The sequence below is a fragment of the Vibrio sp. 779(2023) genome (assembly GCF_033344285.1).
Lineage (GTDB): Bacteria > Pseudomonadota > Gammaproteobacteria > Enterobacterales > Vibrionaceae > Vibrio > Vibrio alginolyticus.
The window spans coordinates 96,114-114,227 of record NZ_JAWPOM010000010.1 but is presented as its reverse complement, the minus strand read 5'-3'; the positions used below and the strand labels follow the sequence as shown (position 1 = coordinate 114,227).

The window sequence follows — 18,114 nt, the reverse complement described above, 5'->3', positions numbered from 1 at the left end:
ACATATGAATTCTACTTTCTTTGCTATTCTCGGCGCACTGTTTGGCTCTCTTTGTGCCCTGTCCCTATTTTCATCTCTTGTTGTTGGTGCGTGGTGGTTGGTTGATTTTATTGTGCTTAACTAACACAATGACTTTCAACTGAAATCAAAAAAACATAGGTGTTTGTATGAGTCAAACCGTCTTTATTACCGGAGCAAATCGCGGCATTGGCCTTAGCTTAACTGAGCTGTACCTGAAGCAAGGCCACCAAGTACATGCTACTAGCCGTTCCTTAGAGAACAGTTCAGAACTACAAACTCTAGCCTCACAATTCAGTAATTTGGTTTTGCACGAACTGGATGTCACTCACTACGAACAAGTCGCTAAGCTTGCCGATAAACTCCCTGCCATCGACTTACTCATCAATAATGCAGGATATTACGGCCCCAAGGGATATGGCTTTGGAAACACTGACGTAGAAGAATGGCGTAAAGCCTTCGAAGTAAACACCATTGCACCGTTAAAACTGGTTGAGCACTGTTACCCTCGCTTACAACAAGGCAAGATAAAAAAGATTGCTTGTATCTCATCAAAAGTGGGGAGCATGACCGAAAATACGTCCGGTGGCGGTTATATTTATCGCTCATCGAAAGCGGCGCTTAACTCGGTTGTGAAAAGCTTAAGTAATGATTTAACACCTGAAGGATTTACCGTTTTAGCGCTTCACCCTGGTTGGGTAAAAACGGCGATGGGCGGGCCAAATGCTTTGATAGATACGCAAACCTCCGCGCAAGGCCTAGCGAACGTGATAGAGCTGAGCACACCGCAGCTTTCAGGTCGATTTATTAACTACGATGGTACTGAGTTACCTTGGTAGCAGCATTAAGACACAACCATCACTAAACCAAATACCATCAAAGCCAGGCTTCATAATCGTGACTTGGTTGGCAAACATAATGTTCATCAGTGATCCACCAGCATAATTCACGCAATCTAACTTGAATTTATCTACATCCAATCCAGACTTAGGAAAAAGTAGAACAAATAAGGAGAAAGCACGATGGCAGCAGATAGGGATTTGGTTAATTTTAGCGAAGAGCACGAACTAAATTACTGCTTGAGAAGTGCTGGTAAACGCCAAACTCAAGCGAATCGAGATACATTAGTTGACTTGGGCAACCAGGTGAAAGAGGTACTGGACAAACGCGTGTTAACTCAAGGTGAAGTAAGAGGCGCGATCCAAAACCACGGTGACCTGTTCGAGTAATCTATTTTCAAGCATGCGCGGTGTTTAATTACACCGCGCTTGTCCTATGCCTGCTTACCTTTGGTTGCACGAGATTTAGTCGCGCCACCATTCTTTGAATAACTGCGCTTTTTACGTTTAAACGCAGGACGTTCCACCTTGGGTAAATGACGTAATGAATCAGGGATAGGGCCTGCTTTTACTTGTGCCATCAAGCTATCAATGCGTTGTTCCAGTGCTTGCATGAACGGCTGATATGCTTGATTTCTCTCTGCCATACCTTGTAACTGGTGCTCCCAATGAGCCGTCATATCAGGGTATGTTGAATCTTCTGGCAAGGCATGAATGAGACCTCTTCCCGCAGGAGAACTGAGAATTGACTTACCTTGACGCGTAAGCAGTTGGCGTTTGAACAGCGTGTCCAAAATACCAGCGCGAGTCGCTTCCGTGCCTAGCCCATCAGTGTCACGAAGGATTTTTTTCAGTTCTTTATCCGCAACGTAACGGGCGATCCCGGTCATCGCTTGCAACAGCGATGCTTCGGTAAAATGCTTTGGTGGCTCGGTTTTTCGGTCTTTTATTTCCCCTTCACGACAAGTTAACACGGTGCCTTCGGGTAGCGGTGGCACGGCATCAATACCTTCATCTTCCTTGTCAGTTTTGCCCATTAGCGCTTTCCAACCCGGCGAAACTAACTGACGACCTTTCGCGACAAACGTACCACCAGCGATATCGAAAACCAATTTCGCTTCTGCGTAAACCGCCGCCGGATAGAACTGCATGAGGTACTGGCGCGCAATCAATTGATACACTTTCATCTCATTGCCGGAAAGCGCATTCACATTAGCTTGCTTCGGTGTAGGGATAATCGCATGGTGCGCATCCACTTTTTTATCGTTCCAGGCTTTGGACTTTAATGTTAAGTCTGCTCCCTGAACGGCAACTTGCAACTCTTTTGCGTTATTCGCAATAGCAGTTGTCACCGTCCCTGCTTGTGAGTAGTGTTCCATCGGTAAATAGCGACAATCTGAACGCGGGTAAGTGATCAGCTTGTGCTTTTCATACAATGCCTGACAAGTATCTAGTACTTGTTGCGCACTCATACCATAGCGCTTCGCGGCATCGATCTGTAAAGCAGATAACGAATAAGGTAATGGTGCTGATTGCTTGGTTTGCTTTTGTTCCGACTCTGTCACTTTTGCGGGTTGATTTGCAATACGGTTTGCAACATTTTCTACCAACTTACGGTTTAATACTCGACCTTCTTCGTCCTGCCAAGGCTTACATGCCTCACTTGGCTTCCAACGAGCACGAATATCAAAAGTACCATTGGCATCTTGATATGGGATCAGAGCATGTAGGGTAAAATAGTCCTTCGGGACAAAGTTTTCGATTTCTTCATCACGACGCACCACTAAGCCAAGAACTGGCGTTTGCACTCGCCCTACCGAGAGAACACCTTGATACCCTGCTTTTTGACCAAGCAAGGTATAAGCACGAGACATGTTCATACCATACAGCCAATCAGCCCGAGAGCGGGCCAATGCTGAAACTGAAAGTGGGATAAACTCGCGATTACTGCGCATAGAACTGAGAGCACGTTTAACCGCAGGTAAGTTCAAGTCGGAAATCAACAAACGCTGTGTAGATTCCTTCTTGGTTTTAGATAACTTGCAATAGTCCAGAACTTCATCAACTAACAGCTGACCCTCTCGATCTGGGTCTCCTGCATGAATGACTTCGTTAGCTTCTTTGAGCAATTTACGAATCACTGTTAATTGCTTACTTGCACTTTTCCTCGGTCTGAGCTGCCATTGCTGCGGAACAATTGGTAAATCTGCCATATTCCACTTTTTATAACGCTCATCGTAAGCGTCGGGTTCGACTTGTTCGAGTAAGTGGCCGATACACCAAGTAACGATATCCCCGTTCCCACAGCGGATGAATCCTTGATCTTTCTTTTGAGGGTTTGGCAGTGCAGCGGCAATCGCACGGCCTAAACTTGGTTTTTCAGCAATAAACAGACGAGACATAACGTTTTGGAAATAAATATAATTAGGGCCACATTATCGAATGTAGCCCTAATAAATCAAGAAAAACTGTATAAATAAACAGTCAGTTTATTTAAGTTTTTAGTTATAGGAATTCAACAAACTGAGAAAGGTCACGCTCAGGAACTTTCATCGGTGTACAACCAGGCGTGCCTAAGTACAAGAAACCAACAATCTCATCGTCACCCTCTAAACCAAATGCTTGATGAACTTCTGGATGGAACATCCACTTACCTGAGCGCCAAAACCCTTGAAAGCCTTGCGCTACGGCTGCCATTTGCATCGCTTGTACAGCGCATCCCGCAGATAAGTGTTGCTCTAGTGCTGGTACTTTCTCATGTTCTGTTACTTTAGCAATCACCGTGATCACCATTGGTGCGCGAAATGGGGCATTCTTTACCTTTTCGACCACCGCTTCATCACTATTTTCAGCTTCTGCCGCTTTTACCAATATATCTGACAGTTTTTTCAAACCATCGCCCTGTGCGATAACGAAACGCCAAGGGGTTAATCCCGCATGGTCAGGCGCACGAAGGCCAGCACGAATGATGTTCTCAAGTGCTTTACCTTCTGGAGCAGGCGCGGATAACTTCGCGATAGATCGGCGATTGAGCAAAAGATCGAGAGCGTCCATGAAAGAATCCTTATTGAATATCGTTGTTATTTTGTTTACGCCACTTTAGCACAATCTGCTCCTGCGAATAACAACCGGTTTTCTGTGGGCTTGATAACGTGCTTCACTTAACATCAATCTGGGTTTAATGTTAATTTATTCGCGAAATGAATAAGTTGAACATAGGCAGGTTGATGAACAAGGACAAACAAAACAGCATTTACGAAAAGATCGTTAATGACGAAGATGCCCGTGCCTGTAAGGCGATTCCTGAATCAGCTTGTCATCAAGTTCCCGGCAACTTTCTTAAAATAATTCTCGCTCAGTTTTTAACGAAAGTTGGCGATGCGTTAATCAATCCTAAAGTCACGTTGCCGTGGATACTACAAAGTCTCGGGGCACCGGTTTACTTAATTGGTTGGCTCGTTCCTATTCGTGAATCAGGTTCCCTTATCCCACAACTTAGCATCGCGCACTACATCCGACGCATTCCAGTAAGAAAATGGGTCTGGGTAATTGGCAGCATCTTGCAGGCTCTTTCCATATTTGCAATCGGAGTGGTCGCATTAACTCTGACAGGAGCTGCTGCGGGTTATGGTGTAATTGCATGTCTTGTGATCTTCAGCCTCTCACGCGGTTTAAATTCCGTCGCATCAAAAGATGTATTGGGCAAAACCATCCCTAAAAACCAACGAGGTCAAGTCAACGGCTGGTCTTCAAGTGCTGCTGGCCTGGTTACGCTGCTTTTCGCGAGCCTTCTGGCACTAGCCTGGTTATGGGACGTAGAGCCGACAGAGCGCTTTTACGGTCTGAGTTTAGGCTTAGCGGGCGTCATATGGCTCATCGCGGCATTCGTCTATGCGCGAATTAATGAGTATGCCGGTGAGGTAGACGGTGGTCGAAATGGCGTCCTCGAAGCATTTAAACAACTCGCGTTACTTAAGACAGACGTGACCTTTCGTCGATTCGTTATCACGCGGACACTATTTTTATGTTCTGCGCTGAGTGCACCGTACTACGTTGTGCTGGCACAGCAATCTCTGGGTGGACAGCTCTGGGTGCTAGCTCTCTTTATGTTTGCGAGTGGCTTAGCCTCCTTTGTGTCAGGTCCTTTCTGGGGAAGAATGTCCGATCGCTCCAGCCGCAGTGTGATGGTCATAGGCGCAATGATGAGCGCGCTACTTGGTGTTGTGTTATTTGTTTACGATACATGGGTCACCGCTAGCCAAAGCTTCCTATTCGTGATTCCTCTGCTTTACTTTTGTGTTTGTATTGCCCACGACGGAATACGAGTCGGACGAAAAACCTATTTAGTTGATATCGCAGAAGGTGACAAACGGACGAGCTATGTAGCCGTGAGTAACACAGTGGTTGGGATAATGCTGCTTCTAATGAGCTCTCTTGGTGTTATGTCGAACTTCTTGAGCCTTTCAGCTGTGGTGTTAGTGTTCTCTTTTATTACTTTTGCTGGCGTGGTAATGGCCAAACAACTGCCAGATATCAGTGACTAGTTCTATACAAAAAAAGCTGCGCTCAAAGCGCAGCTTTCATGGTAAACACACATTAAAAAGCTAGAGTTTTACCGCCAATTTAACACCTTGACGAATCGCACGCACAGCATCAAGTTCACCCGCATGGTCAGCTCCGCCAATGATATGAATCTTCTCTCCGAGTTCAGACCATTTATCTTCAAATGGACGAACAGACTCTTGCCCCGCACAAATGACGACTTTGTCCGCGTTCAATAATTGTTCTTTTCCATCTACATGAATGTGCAAACCTTGATCATCAATTTTATCGTAAGACACGCCACCGACTAAATGTACGCCCCGTTTTTCAAGGGTACGTTTATGGATCCAACCTGTCGTTTTACCCGGACCTTTACCTACACGACCTTTACGACGCTGAAGTACCCAGACTTCTTTATCGCTGACCGCATCAGGGTAAGGATATAAACCACCCGGCTGAGACATCTCCTTGTCGATTCCCCATTCATGCAACCAGTCATCCAACGTTTGTCCAACTGGCTCTGTGAGCATGGTCGCGACATCTACGCCAATGCCACCAGCACCAACGATAGCCACTTTCTCACCGACTGGCGTTTTGTCTCGAATGAGAGTTTGATAGTCGACGACTTTCTCTGGGTTATCAATTCCATCAATATTGACTTTACGTGGCTCAACACCCGATGCCATCACTATCTCATCGTATTCTGTGAGTAAGTCATAGTTCGCTTCCGTCGATAAGTGCAGATTCACGCCTGTTTCATCAATACGGTTAGCGAAATATCGTATCGTCTCTCGAAACTCTTCCTTACCAGGGATCTGCATCGCAAGACGGAACTGACCACCGATGCGGTCGTTCTTTTCGAACAGATCAACCTTATGGCCACGTTCAGCCAGTGTGGTCGCACAAGCCAAGCCCGCAGGTCCAGCACCAACAACTGCAATGTTTTTCTTTTTAAAGGCTGGTTCAACAACAATTTCGGTTTCATAGCACGCTAGAGGGTTCACTAAGCAACTGGCGCGCTTACCTTTAAACACGTTATCTAGACACGCCTGATTACAACCAATACACGTATTAATAAACTGCGCTTTTTCCTGTTCGGCTTTAGCAACAAAGTAAGGATCGGCCAAGAATGGGCGCGCCATCGAAACCATGTCGGCATGACCTGAAGATAAAATACGTTCTGCTTCATCTGGCGTATTTATACGGTTGCAAGTGATAATAGGAACCGAAACGTGAGGTTTAACTTTTTCCGTAACCCATGTAAACGCACCGCGTGGTACTTGAGTCGCAATTGTCGGAATTCGAGCCTCATGCCAACCGATACCCGTATTAATAATCGTGACGCCAGCCTCTTCAAGTGCTTTCGCCAATTCGATAACGTCTTCAAAAGTGCTGCCCTGCTCGACAAGATCCAGCATAGAAAGACGGAAGATGATGATGAACTTGTCACCCACCGCCTTGCGTACCGCTTTAACAATTTCTAGCGGAAAACGCATACGTTTTTTATAGCTGCCACCCCATTCGTCGTAACGCATATTAGTACGTTTACATAAGAATTGGTTTATCAAGTAACCTTCCGAGCCCATTAACTCGACGCCATCATAACCAGCAAGCTGTGCTAACTCCGCACTATTAGCAAACGCGTCGATGGTTTTCTTTATCTGGCGGTCGCTCATTTCACTCGGAGCAAACTTTGCAATCGGCGCTTTAATGCCAGATGCACTTTGCGAGAATGGATGCATTGCATAACGCCCAGCATGGAGAATTTGCAACGCAATTTTACCACCGTGCTTTTGCACCGCTTCTGTCACAACTTTATGGGCTTTAGCATGTTTTGGCTTGCTGAATTCAGCGCTCAACGGGTGTAAACGACCGCGTAAGTTAGGAGAAAAACCTCCGGTTACAATCAGTCCGACACCGCCTTTCGCGCGTTCTTCATAAAAAGCAGCGAGCTTCTGTAATCCTTCTTTGTGCTCTTCTAAGCCCGTGTGCATTGATCCCATCAGAACTCGGTTTCGTAATTGTGTGAAACCGAGGTCCAGTGGCTTTAATAGGTTTGGGTACATGGCAGACATCACTTAACATCCATTGTTATTATCATGGTCTGACCAGATTAAGCCTGCTCAACCAAAAAATCAAACAAGCGTTTACATTTTTGTAACACCGATCAATCTCGTGTGAAAATATGCCAATTGTTGAGTGGTCGTGATAAGCTAAAAAAATGTTATCTTTTGAGATCTTAGAGATAAGAACCCATACTTTGTTAGACTCGGCGTAACTATCTCGTTATGGAGACAAGATGAAAAAACTCTTCAAATTTATTGGTTTGATATTTAAAGGGATATGGAAAAGTATCACTTTCATCAGACTCGCACTGGCAAACCTAATTTTCTTGCTGATGATTGCCGTTTTCTACTTTGCCTTTACTTATACCGGAGACGGTCAACCTGTCGTCGAAAAAGAATCGGCATTGGTGATGAACCTTTCAGGCCCAATTGTCGAACAAAGACGTTATGTAAACCCAATGGACTCTTTTGCTGGTTCCCTTTTGGGTAATGAGCTACCGAAAGAAAACGTCCTTTTCGATATCGTTGATACTATTCGCTACGCGAAAGACGATCCTAAAGTGTCTGGATTAGTGCTAGCACTGCGAGACATGCCAGAAACAAATCTCACGAAACTACGTTACATCGCGAAAGCGTTGAACGAATTTAAAGCGTCAGGCAAACCCGTTTACGCCGTAGGTGATTTCTACAACCAAAGCCAATATTACTTGGCAAGTTACGCTGACAAAGTTTATCTGGCACCTGATGGTGGTGTATTGATTAAAGGTTACAGCGCTTACTCAATGTACTACAAAACGTTACTTGAAAAGCTTGACGTTTCTACTCATGTTTTTCGCGTAGGTACTTATAAATCCGCTATCGAACCTTTTATTCGTGATGACATGTCCGATGCGGCGAAAGAGTCAGCAACACGTTGGGTTACTCAATTGTGGAGTGCTTTTGTTGATGACGTAACAACAAACCGAAACATTGATGCGAAAGTGCTTAATCCAACCATGGATGAGCTGATTAACGAGATGAAGTCTGTAAATGGCGATATTGCTCAGCTCGCAGTCAAACTGGGGCTAGTGGATGAACTTGCGACACGCCAAGACATTCGCACTCTATTTGCAAAACAGTTTGGTAGTGACGGCAAAGACAGCTACAACGCGATTGGTTACTACGACTACCTTGCAACGATTCGTCCCGATTACACACTACCTCAGCACGACATCGCCGTTGTTCTAGCCAGTGGCGCGATTATGGACGGTCAACAACCTCGCGGAACTGTTGGTGGTGACACGGTCGCAAGCTTGCTGCGTCAAGCACGCAATGATGAAAAAGTGAAAGCGGTCGTATTACGAGTAGATAGTCCAGGAGGCAGTGCCTTTGCTTCTGAAGTGATTCGTAACGAAGTAGAAGCTCTGAAGCAAGCAGGTAAGCCGGTTGTTGTATCCATGTCGAGTTTGGCCGCTTCTGGTGGTTATTGGATTTCAATGAGCGCAGACAAAATCGTTGCTCAGCCAACAACCCTGACGGGCTCCATTGGTATATTTAGTGTCATCACCACGTTTGAAAAAGGCTTTAGCAAGTTAGGCATTAATACTGATGGCGTTGGCACATCGCCGTTCTCAGGTGACGGTATTACCACTGGCCTTTCTGAGGGCGCGTCTCAAGTGTTCCAATTAGGTATCGAACACGGTTACAAGCGCTTTATTTCTCTAGTTGGCGAGAATCGCGATATGTCTCTAGAGGAAGTTGACAAAGTTGCTCAAGGTCGAGTTTGGACTGGCCAAGATGCACTATCCTTTGGTCTTGTCGATCAAATGGGTGACTTTGATGATGCTGTAGAGCTAGCGGCGAAACTAGCGAACGTAACCGATTACGGCATTTACTGGGTAGAAGAGCCTCTTTCACCTACTGAACTATTTCTACAAGAGTTTATGAAACAGGTAAAAGTCTCTCTAGGTATTGATGCAACAAGCTTGCTACCAAAAAGTCTTCAACCCGTAGCTCAACAATTCGAACAAGACGCAAGTTTGCTCCAAAGCTTCAACGATCCTAAAGGTCAATACGCATTTTGTTTGAACTGCCAAGTGCAGTAGTTTTTCCATCAATATTACAAAGGGCACTTCTACTTGAAGTGCCCTTTTTATTAGGCTTTGCATCTCCTCAGATGACTTTCTGATGCTGTGCGTATAGCCTCGCATCTCAAGGTTATTTAGGTATATAATCCCCACCTCTGTTCCCCTACACGAAAGAAAAAAACGATGACTAGAAAACACATCTACATCGCTTACACCGGTGGTACCATCGGAATGCAAAAATCCGACCACGGCTATGTGCCTGTTGCTGGCTTTATGGAAAAGCAATTAGCAAGCATGCCCGAATTCCATCGTCCTGAAATGCCGGATTACACCATCCACGAATACGACCCTCTGATTGACTCATCAGATATGACACCTGCTGACTGGCAGCAGATTGCGAATGATATTCGTGACAACTATGACAAATACGATGGTTTCGTTATCCTACATGGTACTGACACCATGGCGTACACAGCGTCCGCATTGTCTTTCATGCTTGAAAGCCTTGGTAAGCCAGTGATTGTAACGGGTTCACAAATCCCTCTCGCAGAGCTGCGTTCTGACGGCCAAGCAAACCTATTAAACGCGCTACATATTGCAGCAAACTACCCGATCAACGAAGTAACTTTGTTCTTCAATAATCAATTGATGCGTGGTAACCGCAGCACAAAATCTCATGCAGACGGTTTTAATGCCTTTACTTCACCAAACCTTCCTCCACTATTGGAAGCTGGGATCAATATTCAAGTTAGCAACAGCGTAACCGTTGGTGCACAACCAGAAGGTGAGTTTAAGGTTCACAACATCACGCCACAACCAATCGGTGTGATCACCATGTACCCTGGTATTTCACACGAAGTTATCCGCAACACGCTTCGTCAGCCCGTGAATGCGATGATTCTTCTGACTTTTGGTGTCGGTAATGCTCCTCAGAACCCTGAGCTGCTTGGTCACCTGAAAGAAGCCTCTGAGCGCGGCGTTATTGTCGTAAACCTAACTCAGTGTTTGGCAGGTAAAGTGAATATGGGCGGATATGCCACAGGTTGTGCTCTCGCAGACTCTGGTGTTATCAGTGGCTTTGACATGACGCCCGAAGCGGCGCTGGCAAAACTACACTACCTTCTAAGCCAAAACCTTTCTTACGAAGAAGTAAAAGAGAGAATGCAACAAGTACTGCGTGGTGAAATGAGCCTGTAAGTTCAAGCTTTCTACGATCTAAAAAGCCCAATACAATTTGGGCTTTTTTCTTTCAAAATCAAAATAATAAAATTTTGAGAAATAAGGCGAAAGGATTAATCAATGTTCGGATTGACACGAACAATATCGCTCTCTTCTCTGCTGAATTGTTTTTTAAGCTCTTGTTTTGATTTAAAACTGATTTCACCACCGGCTGCAACCGTCATATGCTGCGCATCAGTATTATGTTTTGATTGATACAACATCACAGCTTGCATACACGAATCTCGCTGCTCTTTAGAAAGTGTTGTACCCTCAGGCCATCTTCCCGTTTCTACTGCATACACTAAGCGATCATAAACTTCTGGAGTCATCGCTTGTAATAGTTGTTCTGCGTCCATAGTGTACCTTCTTATTACATTCTATTTACAGAACATAACGGGTTAAGAAATTGAGTCAAGAATACGAAAATGAATTGGTGTAACGGATCACAAGCAAAACCATGAAAAAAACAAACTGGTTACTTCTCAGCCTCGCATGTTTTGTGCTATCGGGCTGTTTTGAAGGTAACGTGACAACCGAAGAGTTGTGCCAAAAAACACCAGAACTGCGTTGCGAGCAGCTCAATATGGATGACGGCCAATGTCGAATTCCAAGAACAAATTTGGTTTGGCATCGGTTTGAGCAATTGAAAAACCCATCGGAAGCAAACCAAATCATCGAATACGGTCTGGTCGCTGAATATAGGAAATGCTTAGAACTCGCCTCCCAGATCACCCCTATTGATCAAAGTGCTCTCAAAAGACAACGCTTTAATGCATTGGTACACAGTATTGATGAGCTAGAGCGCATTGTAAACGAGTTAAAAGGCTCAGAAGACCCGGCTACTTTGTATTTTTTATGGTCTCAAACGGGAGATACTCAAGCTCGGCGCGCATTTTTACAAATGGAAGGGTCTCCCCAATTAAATAATGCTGAGATGCAATATGCATTAGCCACTTTTTATACCAACCGAGATACCAAGAAAACCCTGGAGCTTCTTAATAACGCGTTGTCTTTATCTGATGAAGACAACATCAATCCGGTCATTCTCAAGTCAATGGCAAGTATTCATCAGGGGCTTGGAGACAAAGAGCAAGCGTATCTATGGGCAATGGTCGCGAAGAGATTCGACGTACCGCTTGCTGATGAAAAGCAGCTCCAACGTATGTTCAATTTCAGTCATCCAGAGCGATATAAGCAGTTGGATGAATTAGCCGAATCGGTGGCGAAAGCCATAGAGAAAGGTATCTATTCCCCAGCAATGATACCCACTGAGATATAAACGAAAAACTCCCGCAATGAGCGGGAGTTTTTCGTTTAAGTCGAGCGACACTCAGATCACCGTTGAGCATGAATCATCCTGAAAGGATAAAACAATCTCGAGCACAATTTTGTCGTTATTATTCTGATTTGTTGAAAATTAACGACACAGAATTAACACAAAAACGCTCTCCTGTGGTCTGTGGGCCATCTTCAAAAACGTGCCCTAGATGGCTATCACACGTTGCACAACGAATCTCTGTACGTACCATTCCGTGACTTAGATCTTCTAAATAGCGCACCGCTTGATCGTTGATAGGCGCATCAAAACTTGGCCATCCGCAGCCAGAGTCATACTTGTTATCAGAGACAAAGAGAGGGGCATTACAACAAGTACAAGCATAAACACCAGTTTCCTTATTATGCAGTAGCTTACCGCTGAAAGGAGGCTCTGTACCTTGCTCTCGGCAAACACGGAACTCTTCATCAGACAGTTGCTCACGCCACTGTTCATCTGACTTCGTCACTTTTTTCCCGCTTTGTTCCACGACTTTCGGCTCCTTATTTACTGTTCTTGGTATTGACTTTTTTAGCAAAAAACTTGCTTCTCTTAACAGTTGTAGCACATACTTTCTCACCAGGACACCATGCGTAATTAATTTGATAAGAGCACTTATCTCACCAGTTATATTACGCCAACTGGGCTACAGAAGAATCAGTTAAAAGTTTAAAAAACGTACATTTGCAAAGAATTGTTAAAAAAAGCGTCGCTTTTTTTTGACTTTAAACAAGTTAAGTCCGATTATCACTTGCAGATGTTTACTGGATTCTGTAATTTTACTACCAGTTATCTTTAATCAGAAATTAAGTTGTGGAGCAACTATAATGACTATCAAAGTAGGTATTAACGGTTTTGGCCGTATCGGTCGTTTCGTATTCCGTGCAGCGCAAGAGCGCAACGACATCGAAGTAGTAGGTATTAACGACCTTATCGATGTAGATTACATGGCATACATGCTTAAGTATGACTCAACTCACGGCCGTTTCAACGGTACTGTTGAAGTTGAAGGCGGTAACCTAATCGTTAACGGTAAAACTGTACGTGTTACTGCAGAGCGCAACCCTGAAGACCTAAAATGGGACGAAATCGGTGTTGACGTTGTAGCTGAAGCAACTGGTCTTTTCCTAACTGACGAGACTGCACGTAAGCACATCACTGCTGGCGCGAAAAAAGTTGTACTAACTGGTCCTTCTAAAGACGCTACTCCAATGTTCGTTAACGGCGTAAACTTCGACACTTACGCTGGTCAAGACATCGTTTCTAACGCTTCTTGTACTACTAACTGTCTAGCGCCTATCGCTAAAGTTCTTAACGATAAGTTCGGTATCGAATCTGGTCTTATGACTACAGTTCACGCAACTACAGCAACTCAAAAAACTGTAGATGGTCCTTCTGCTAAAGACTGGCGCGGTGGTCGTGGTGCTTCTCAAAACATCATCCCATCTTCAACTGGTGCTGCTAAAGCTGTAGGCGTTGTACTTCCAGAAGTAAACGGCAAACTAACTGGTATGGCTTTCCGCGTACCAACTGCTAACGTTTCTGTAGTTGACCTAACTGTTAACCTAGTTAACGGTGCTTCTTACGAAGACATCTGTAAAGCGATGAAAGAAGCTTCTGAAGGCGAACTAAAAGGCGTTCTAGGCTACACTGAAGATGCAGTTGTATCTCAAGACTTCATCGGCGAAGTTTGCACTTCAGTATTCGATGCTAAAGCTGGTATCGCGCTAACTGACAAATTCGTTAAAGTTGTATCTTGGTACGACAACGAAATCGGTTACTCAAACAAAGTTCTAGACCTAATCGCTCACATCTCTAAGTAATTAGAAAGTTAGCAATTAGCGAATAACTTCGTTAAAGAAAAGGCGGCTCTAGGGTCGCCTTTTTTGTATCTGGAATTTGAGAGAATGCAGGCTCGATGTTGCATTTAATGTGCGAAGCGCGTCTAAAAGCTCTCCCCCAGCGATAGGAAACTACACATGGATTTAAAAACTCTCCCAGCCCTAACGGTGCTATCTGATAACGTCACTATCGTTGAAGTTGATCAGATAAAAATCGTCCGCGTGATTCATGACAAAGCAACGGCAGGCATCTCGCTACACGGTGGTCATGTCGTGTCGTTCACGCCTAAAGGTCAAGAAGATCTGATCTGGATGAGCGAAAAAGCTGTCTTCGATGGTAAAGCTGCTCTTCGCGGTGGCATTCCGGTTTGTTGGCCTTGGTTTGGGCGTATTGCTGCTCCAGCTCACGGCTTTGCCCGCACCGCAGAATGGGAGTTGGTTGAACATCGTGAGAACCATAACGGTGTGATTGTTGAACTTGCTCTGTTCCCGACAGAAGAAATCCACGATATTTGGCCCCATATGTTTGACGCTCGTTTGGTGATTGAAGTGGGCGATGAGCTAAAAGTGACGCTCAAAGTCATGAACATTGATGACGAGGCTTGGACCTTCTCTGGCGCATTACATACTTACCTAAACGTTGGAGACATTAAGCAAGCACAAACGACAGGCATGGGTGCCGAGTACATTGATAGCTTGAAAGCTGATGCGGTACGCCAAGGTGGTAATGTTCTACAACTAACTGACACCATTGATCGCGTTTACACGCAACCAGAAGCGAAAATTTTGGTAAAAGACCCGGTATTGGATCGTACGCTAAGCGTACACAACCAAGGCCACAACTCAGCAGTATTATGGAACCCTTGGGCAGAAGGTGCGCAAAGCATGGGTGACATGGCTGACGATGGTTATCAAACCATGTTGTGTGTGGAGTCTGCTGTTCATGCACCAAGTATTGAGCAAGGTCAAACGCTCCAACCAGGTGAGACACATGAACTTGTCACTGTCATTTCAGCGCAGTAAGAATCACCATATAAAGGCCGGGGATACCCGGCTTTTTTTGTAATAAAAGCTCTGCTTAGATGGTCCTATCTTTACTAACTTATTGGTTACTGGTCACTTTTGACGGTTTCATTAATAAATATCAAAAAAATTGATCATATAAACCGATAGCATACCGATACAAAACTCATAAATAATAAAAATATCAGGAATTAGTCTATGTTAGAGAGATACCGAAATCAAAGTGTCGGATTCCAGTTGAAACTGGTAATCACTTTGTGTCTATTCATTGCTTTCAGCAGTATTGCAGCGCTTGTTTACCGCAACGCTTCCGATGTTCTATTGGAAAGCACACTGAAAGAACACCAATCTAAAGTAGAATCAATGGCAAAAACCATTGCTGGCCAATTCGATGCTTACCTGCACACCGCTAAAGTCCTCGAATCTACTTTTCGCAATGGCTACCTTGCCGGTGTCTATGTCGAAAATTACACGGTTGACTTCATGGGACATGAAGTACCAAACATCACTCAATACAGTGAAAGCTTAATTAATGACACCAAGTTGGTCGACAGTTTCACACGTGATACCGGCGCTATAGCAACGCTATTCGCACCATTGGGTGACGACTTTATTCGGGTGTCCACCTCCCTAAAAGATCCACAAGGTCAGCGAGCGGTCGGAACCACGCTAGGCATCAACCATCCTGGTTATCAGCAACTTAAAGCAGGACAACCGTATTACGCTCAAATTAAATTGTATGGCGAGCGCTACATTACCTACTATGCCCCAATCAAAGATGCGACAGGAAAGGTAGCAGGCCTATCGTTTATTGGCTTACCAGTAGACCAAGCGACACAAACCTTATTCGATGCACTCGAAGAGATAAAATGGGGCGACACTGGTTACACCATTATCGTTGATAACGACGACAACAATCTTGGTAAATACCTACTTCATCCAGCAAAAAGCGGCTCAGATTCGTCAATACTAGAAGTCGCCGACTACAATGGTCACAAGCCTTTTGGTCAGATTTTCGAACAATCTAGTGGATTAATTCGCTACCCTTTCGAGTACCAAGGTAACGTAGGCGAAAAGTATCTTGTCTACACAGAGGTTCCAGGTTGGAATTGGAAACTGCTAGGCGGTACGTTTATCAAAGAAGTTACAAAAGGTAGCGACACGCTTCTCACACTCATTGCCATCATTTCTTCGGTAGCGGCAATCATTACTTTTGTTGTACTGACGCTTTTCTTGAATCGCAGCTTACAACCTCTCACGACTCTAAACTCATACATGACTCGCTTAGCGGGCGGCGAAGTCAGCTTGAACATTCCAGCGTCTCGTAAAGCATCAAAGAATGAAATTACGAACCTGAGCTCGGGTGTCGCCAGTATGGCAAGTCAGCTCAATGAACTCGTTGGTAAGATCCGTTCAACAAGCGACTTAGTGGAGAGCAACTCCACCAGCGTTGCCAACGATGCACATAGCAATTTGACCCAAGCCGACCGACAACAACAAGAAGTCGAGCAAGTTGTGATAGCGATTGAAGAAATGGCCTCTTCCGCTCAATCTGTCGCACAACAAGTCGAAAGCATTGCGGAAAACGTACGCTCAGCAAATACTGATAGTCAATCTGGTCTCGCGATTGTTGAAGGCGTATGTATCGACGTTGCTCAACTTAACGATCAATTGGATCAATCAGCAACGGCTATCGAGCAAGTAAATCGCGATAGCGAGAGTATTCAAACCGTCACTAAAATGATTGATGAAATTGCTGAGCAAACCAATTTACTTGCCTTGAATGCCGCCATTGAAGCAGCACGAGCAGGTGAGCAAGGCCGTGGCTTCGCAGTTGTAGCAGATGAAGTGCGCACACTTGCGCACCGAACCCAAAGCTCAGTTCAGGATGTCGTGGAAATTATCGAGAAACTAAAAGGGTCGACTCATAATGCAGTTAATATGATGACAGACAGCCAACGCAGTGCAAACCAGGTCTTGGACAAAGCACAAGACGCGGGCACAGCATTAGAAGCCATCGCAGTACAAGTGCAGTCGATAGCCTCTCAAGCCGACGCCATTGCAGCGACTTCAGAAGAACAAGCTCAAGTTTCACAAGAAATTGCAGCAAATGCCCATTCTATCAGTGAACTTAACCGAGAAAGCCGCAACACGAGCGCAAAAACCTCGCAAAGTGCCATTGAACTTCAACAACAAGCACGAAACTTGAAAGAGCAAGTCGACTTCTTCCACTAATACTTAATAAGAGCCGACCCAGTCGGCTCTTTTTGTTTCACTTGAGACCATGCTTTTTGATAGAATTTGCCGCCCTACTTTCTGTTCGAGATCGTCATGAACTATCAATGCCCTCTATGCCACCAAGCTCTAGCGTTAAATGAAAAAACGTTTAAGTGCGAAAACAATCATCAGTTTGACTTAGCAAAAGAAGGCTACGTTAACTTGATGCCAGCGCATCACAAACATTCTAAAGATCCTGGTGACAACAAAGAGATGATGCAAGCTCGTCGTCGATTCCTCGAAGGAGATTACTACAACCCAATGCGCCAAGAAGTGGCGCAGCTGTGTGCAACATACACTGAGGGGAGCACCCATCAATTATTAGATATTGGTTGTGGTGAAGGTTACTACACAGATCAAGTACAAAAGACGATAGAAACACAAGCGAACCATGCCACGATTTATGGCTTAGACATTTCCAAAGTTGCCATTCGTTACGCGGCGAAGCGTTACACGCACTGCAACTTTAGTGTGGCTTCTAGTCACCGACTTCCCTTCGCAAATGAATCCTTAGATGCCATTTTGCGCATTTATGCCCCGTGTAAAGCTGAGGAGCTGCAGCGCGTTGTAAAAAACGACGGCGTTGTTGTCACGGTTACTCCTGCTAGCCGCCACTTATACCAACTGCGTGAGCGCATTTATCAAGAAGTTCGTCTTCACAATGAAGAACCAGAACATATTGAAGGGTTTGAATTAGAGCACCAGCAGCATCTTAACTATGTTATGGACTTGAAAAACGGAGCCGCAATCGATTTATTGCAAATGACGCCATTCGCATGGAAAGCAACCGATGCTCTTCGTGAAGAGTTGAAATCCGCTACACTTTTCCAATGTGAGGCTGATTTTATGTTGCGTGTATATCGCAAAAAAACACTCAATTAATAAGTCAAAAAAAACAACAAACGC

Annotated in this window: 15 protein-coding genes; 10 read left to right on the top strand and 5 right to left on the bottom strand. The window is 44.7% G+C overall.

Translation table 11 applies throughout. The features are described 5' to 3' along the window. The first annotated feature begins 167 nt into the window (after positions 1-167). Positions 168-857 (top strand): SDR family oxidoreductase, encoded by a 690-nt coding sequence (locus R8O70_RS14355; protein ID WP_017635826.1) that lies wholly within the window; start codon positions 168-170, stop codon positions 855-857. 183 nt (positions 858-1,040) lie between these two features. Then, positions 1,041-1,247 (top strand): hypothetical protein, encoded by a 207-nt coding sequence (locus R8O70_RS14350; protein WP_005380717.1) that lies wholly within the window; start codon positions 1,041-1,043, stop codon positions 1,245-1,247. Positions 1,248-1,291: 44 nt separating this feature from the next. Here R8O70_RS14350 and R8O70_RS14345 read toward each other — a convergent pair whose 3' ends face one another. Together R8O70_RS14345 and R8O70_RS14340 are read right to left on the bottom strand one after the other, a co-directional pair. Further along, entirely contained in the window at positions 1,292-3,259 is a 1,968-nt protein-coding gene (locus R8O70_RS14345; RefSeq protein ID WP_017821143.1) for a DNA topoisomerase III, read from the bottom strand. A 103-nt stretch (positions 3,260-3,362) separates the two neighbouring features. Further along, complete coding sequence (locus R8O70_RS14340; protein ID WP_005380711.1) at positions 3,363-3,911, bottom strand: NAD(P)H nitroreductase; 549 nt, start codon at positions 3,909-3,911, stop codon at positions 3,363-3,365. A 173-nt stretch (positions 3,912-4,084) separates the two neighbouring features. On the opposite strand from R8O70_RS14340, the gene R8O70_RS14335 reads away from it, so the two are divergent. Then, positions 4,085-5,401 carry an MFS transporter gene (locus R8O70_RS14335; RefSeq protein ID WP_064376890.1) on the top strand — a complete coding sequence of 439 codons (1,317 nt, stop codon included), beginning with the start codon at positions 4,085-4,087 and terminating at the stop codon, positions 5,399-5,401. 60 nt (positions 5,402-5,461) lie between these two features. Here R8O70_RS14335 and R8O70_RS14330 read toward each other — a convergent pair whose 3' ends face one another. Then, positions 5,462-7,474 (bottom strand): NADPH-dependent 2,4-dienoyl-CoA reductase, encoded by a 2,013-nt coding sequence (locus R8O70_RS14330; RefSeq protein WP_258623364.1) that lies wholly within the window; start codon positions 7,472-7,474, stop codon positions 5,462-5,464. 224 nt (positions 7,475-7,698) lie between these two features. On the opposite strand from R8O70_RS14330, the gene sppA reads away from it, so the two are divergent. Then, positions 7,699-9,549 (top strand): signal peptide peptidase SppA, encoded by a 1,851-nt coding sequence (sppA, locus tag R8O70_RS14325; protein WP_005380705.1) that lies wholly within the window; start codon positions 7,699-7,701, stop codon positions 9,547-9,549. Between the two features lie 165 nt (positions 9,550-9,714). Further along, positions 9,715-10,728: an asparaginase gene (gene ansA, locus R8O70_RS14320; protein ID WP_258623366.1), complete on the top strand. Its 1,014-nt coding sequence runs from the start codon at positions 9,715-9,717 to the stop codon at positions 10,726-10,728. A gap of 95 nt (positions 10,729-10,823) precedes the next feature. On the opposite strand, the gene R8O70_RS14315 is transcribed toward ansA, so the two are convergent. After that, positions 10,824-11,108, bottom strand: coding sequence for a YeaC family protein (locus R8O70_RS14315; protein WP_258623367.1), 285 nt, complete (start codon positions 11,106-11,108; stop codon positions 10,824-10,826). A gap of 101 nt (positions 11,109-11,209) precedes the next feature. On the opposite strand from R8O70_RS14315, the gene R8O70_RS14310 reads away from it, so the two are divergent. Further along, positions 11,210-12,031 (top strand): DUF2989 domain-containing protein, encoded by an 822-nt coding sequence (locus tag R8O70_RS14310; RefSeq protein WP_213907166.1) that lies wholly within the window; start codon positions 11,210-11,212, stop codon positions 12,029-12,031. Between the two features lie 118 nt (positions 12,032-12,149). Here the strand turns inward: R8O70_RS14310 and msrB are convergent, their stop codons facing one another. Beyond that, on the bottom strand, positions 12,150-12,557 hold the full coding sequence (gene msrB, locus R8O70_RS14305) for a peptide-methionine (R)-S-oxide reductase MsrB (RefSeq protein ID WP_005380698.1): 408 nt from the start codon (positions 12,555-12,557) through the stop codon (positions 12,150-12,152). Positions 12,558-12,894: 337 nt separating this feature from the next. On the opposite strand from msrB, the gene gap reads away from it, so the two are divergent. From gap to rlmA, 4 genes are all read left to right on the top strand, one after another. After that, complete coding sequence (gene gap / locus R8O70_RS14300) at positions 12,895-13,890, top strand: type I glyceraldehyde-3-phosphate dehydrogenase (protein WP_005380697.1); 996 nt, start codon at positions 12,895-12,897, stop codon at positions 13,888-13,890. A 156-nt stretch (positions 13,891-14,046) separates the two neighbouring features. Further along, entirely contained in the window at positions 14,047-14,931 is an 885-nt protein-coding gene (locus tag R8O70_RS14295) for a D-hexose-6-phosphate mutarotase (protein ID WP_258623368.1), read from the top strand. A 198-nt stretch (positions 14,932-15,129) separates the two neighbouring features. After that, complete coding sequence (locus R8O70_RS14290) at positions 15,130-17,166, top strand: methyl-accepting chemotaxis protein (RefSeq protein WP_206949292.1); 2,037 nt, start codon at positions 15,130-15,132, stop codon at positions 17,164-17,166. Positions 17,167-17,262: 96 nt separating this feature from the next. After that, a complete protein-coding gene (rlmA, locus tag R8O70_RS14285) occupies positions 17,263-18,090 on the top strand; it encodes a 23S rRNA (guanine(745)-N(1))-methyltransferase (protein ID WP_318184222.1) in 828 nt (275 codons plus the stop codon). The last annotated feature ends 24 nt before the right edge of the window (positions 18,091-18,114 follow it).

What these genes read in the sequence shown, in the direction of transcription:
- R8O70_RS14340 (WP_005380711.1), bottom strand. Translation starts at nt 3,911, where the DNA reads ATGGACGCTCTCGATCTTTTGCTCAATCGCCGATCTATCGCGAAGTTA.
- gap (WP_005380697.1), top strand. Translation starts at nt 12,895, where the DNA reads ATGACTATCAAAGTAGGTATTAACGGTTTTGGCCGTATCGGTCGTTTC.
- R8O70_RS14330 (WP_258623364.1), bottom strand. Translation starts at nt 7,474, where the DNA reads ATGTCTGCCATGTACCCAAACCTATTAAAGCCACTGGACCTCGGTTTC.
- R8O70_RS14335 (WP_064376890.1), top strand. Translation starts at nt 4,085, where the DNA reads ATGAACAAGGACAAACAAAACAGCATTTACGAAAAGATCGTTAATGAC.
- ansA (WP_258623366.1), top strand. Translation starts at nt 9,715, where the DNA reads ATGACTAGAAAACACATCTACATCGCTTACACCGGTGGTACCATCGGA.
- R8O70_RS14350 (WP_005380717.1), top strand. Translation starts at nt 1,041, where the DNA reads ATGGCAGCAGATAGGGATTTGGTTAATTTTAGCGAAGAGCACGAACTA.
- R8O70_RS14345 (WP_017821143.1), bottom strand. Translation starts at nt 3,259, where the DNA reads ATGTCTCGTCTGTTTATTGCTGAAAAACCAAGTTTAGGCCGTGCGATT.
- rlmA (WP_318184222.1), top strand. Translation starts at nt 17,263, where the DNA reads ATGAACTATCAATGCCCTCTATGCCACCAAGCTCTAGCGTTAAATGAA.
- R8O70_RS14310 (WP_213907166.1), top strand. Translation starts at nt 11,210, where the DNA reads ATGAAAAAAACAAACTGGTTACTTCTCAGCCTCGCATGTTTTGTGCTA.
- R8O70_RS14355 (WP_017635826.1), top strand. Translation starts at nt 168, where the DNA reads ATGAGTCAAACCGTCTTTATTACCGGAGCAAATCGCGGCATTGGCCTT.
- sppA (WP_005380705.1), top strand. Translation starts at nt 7,699, where the DNA reads ATGAAAAAACTCTTCAAATTTATTGGTTTGATATTTAAAGGGATATGG.
- R8O70_RS14315 (WP_258623367.1), bottom strand. Translation starts at nt 11,108, where the DNA reads ATGGACGCAGAACAACTATTACAAGCGATGACTCCAGAAGTTTATGAT.
- R8O70_RS14295 (WP_258623368.1), top strand. Translation starts at nt 14,047, where the DNA reads ATGGATTTAAAAACTCTCCCAGCCCTAACGGTGCTATCTGATAACGTC.
- R8O70_RS14290 (WP_206949292.1), top strand. Translation starts at nt 15,130, where the DNA reads ATGTTAGAGAGATACCGAAATCAAAGTGTCGGATTCCAGTTGAAACTG.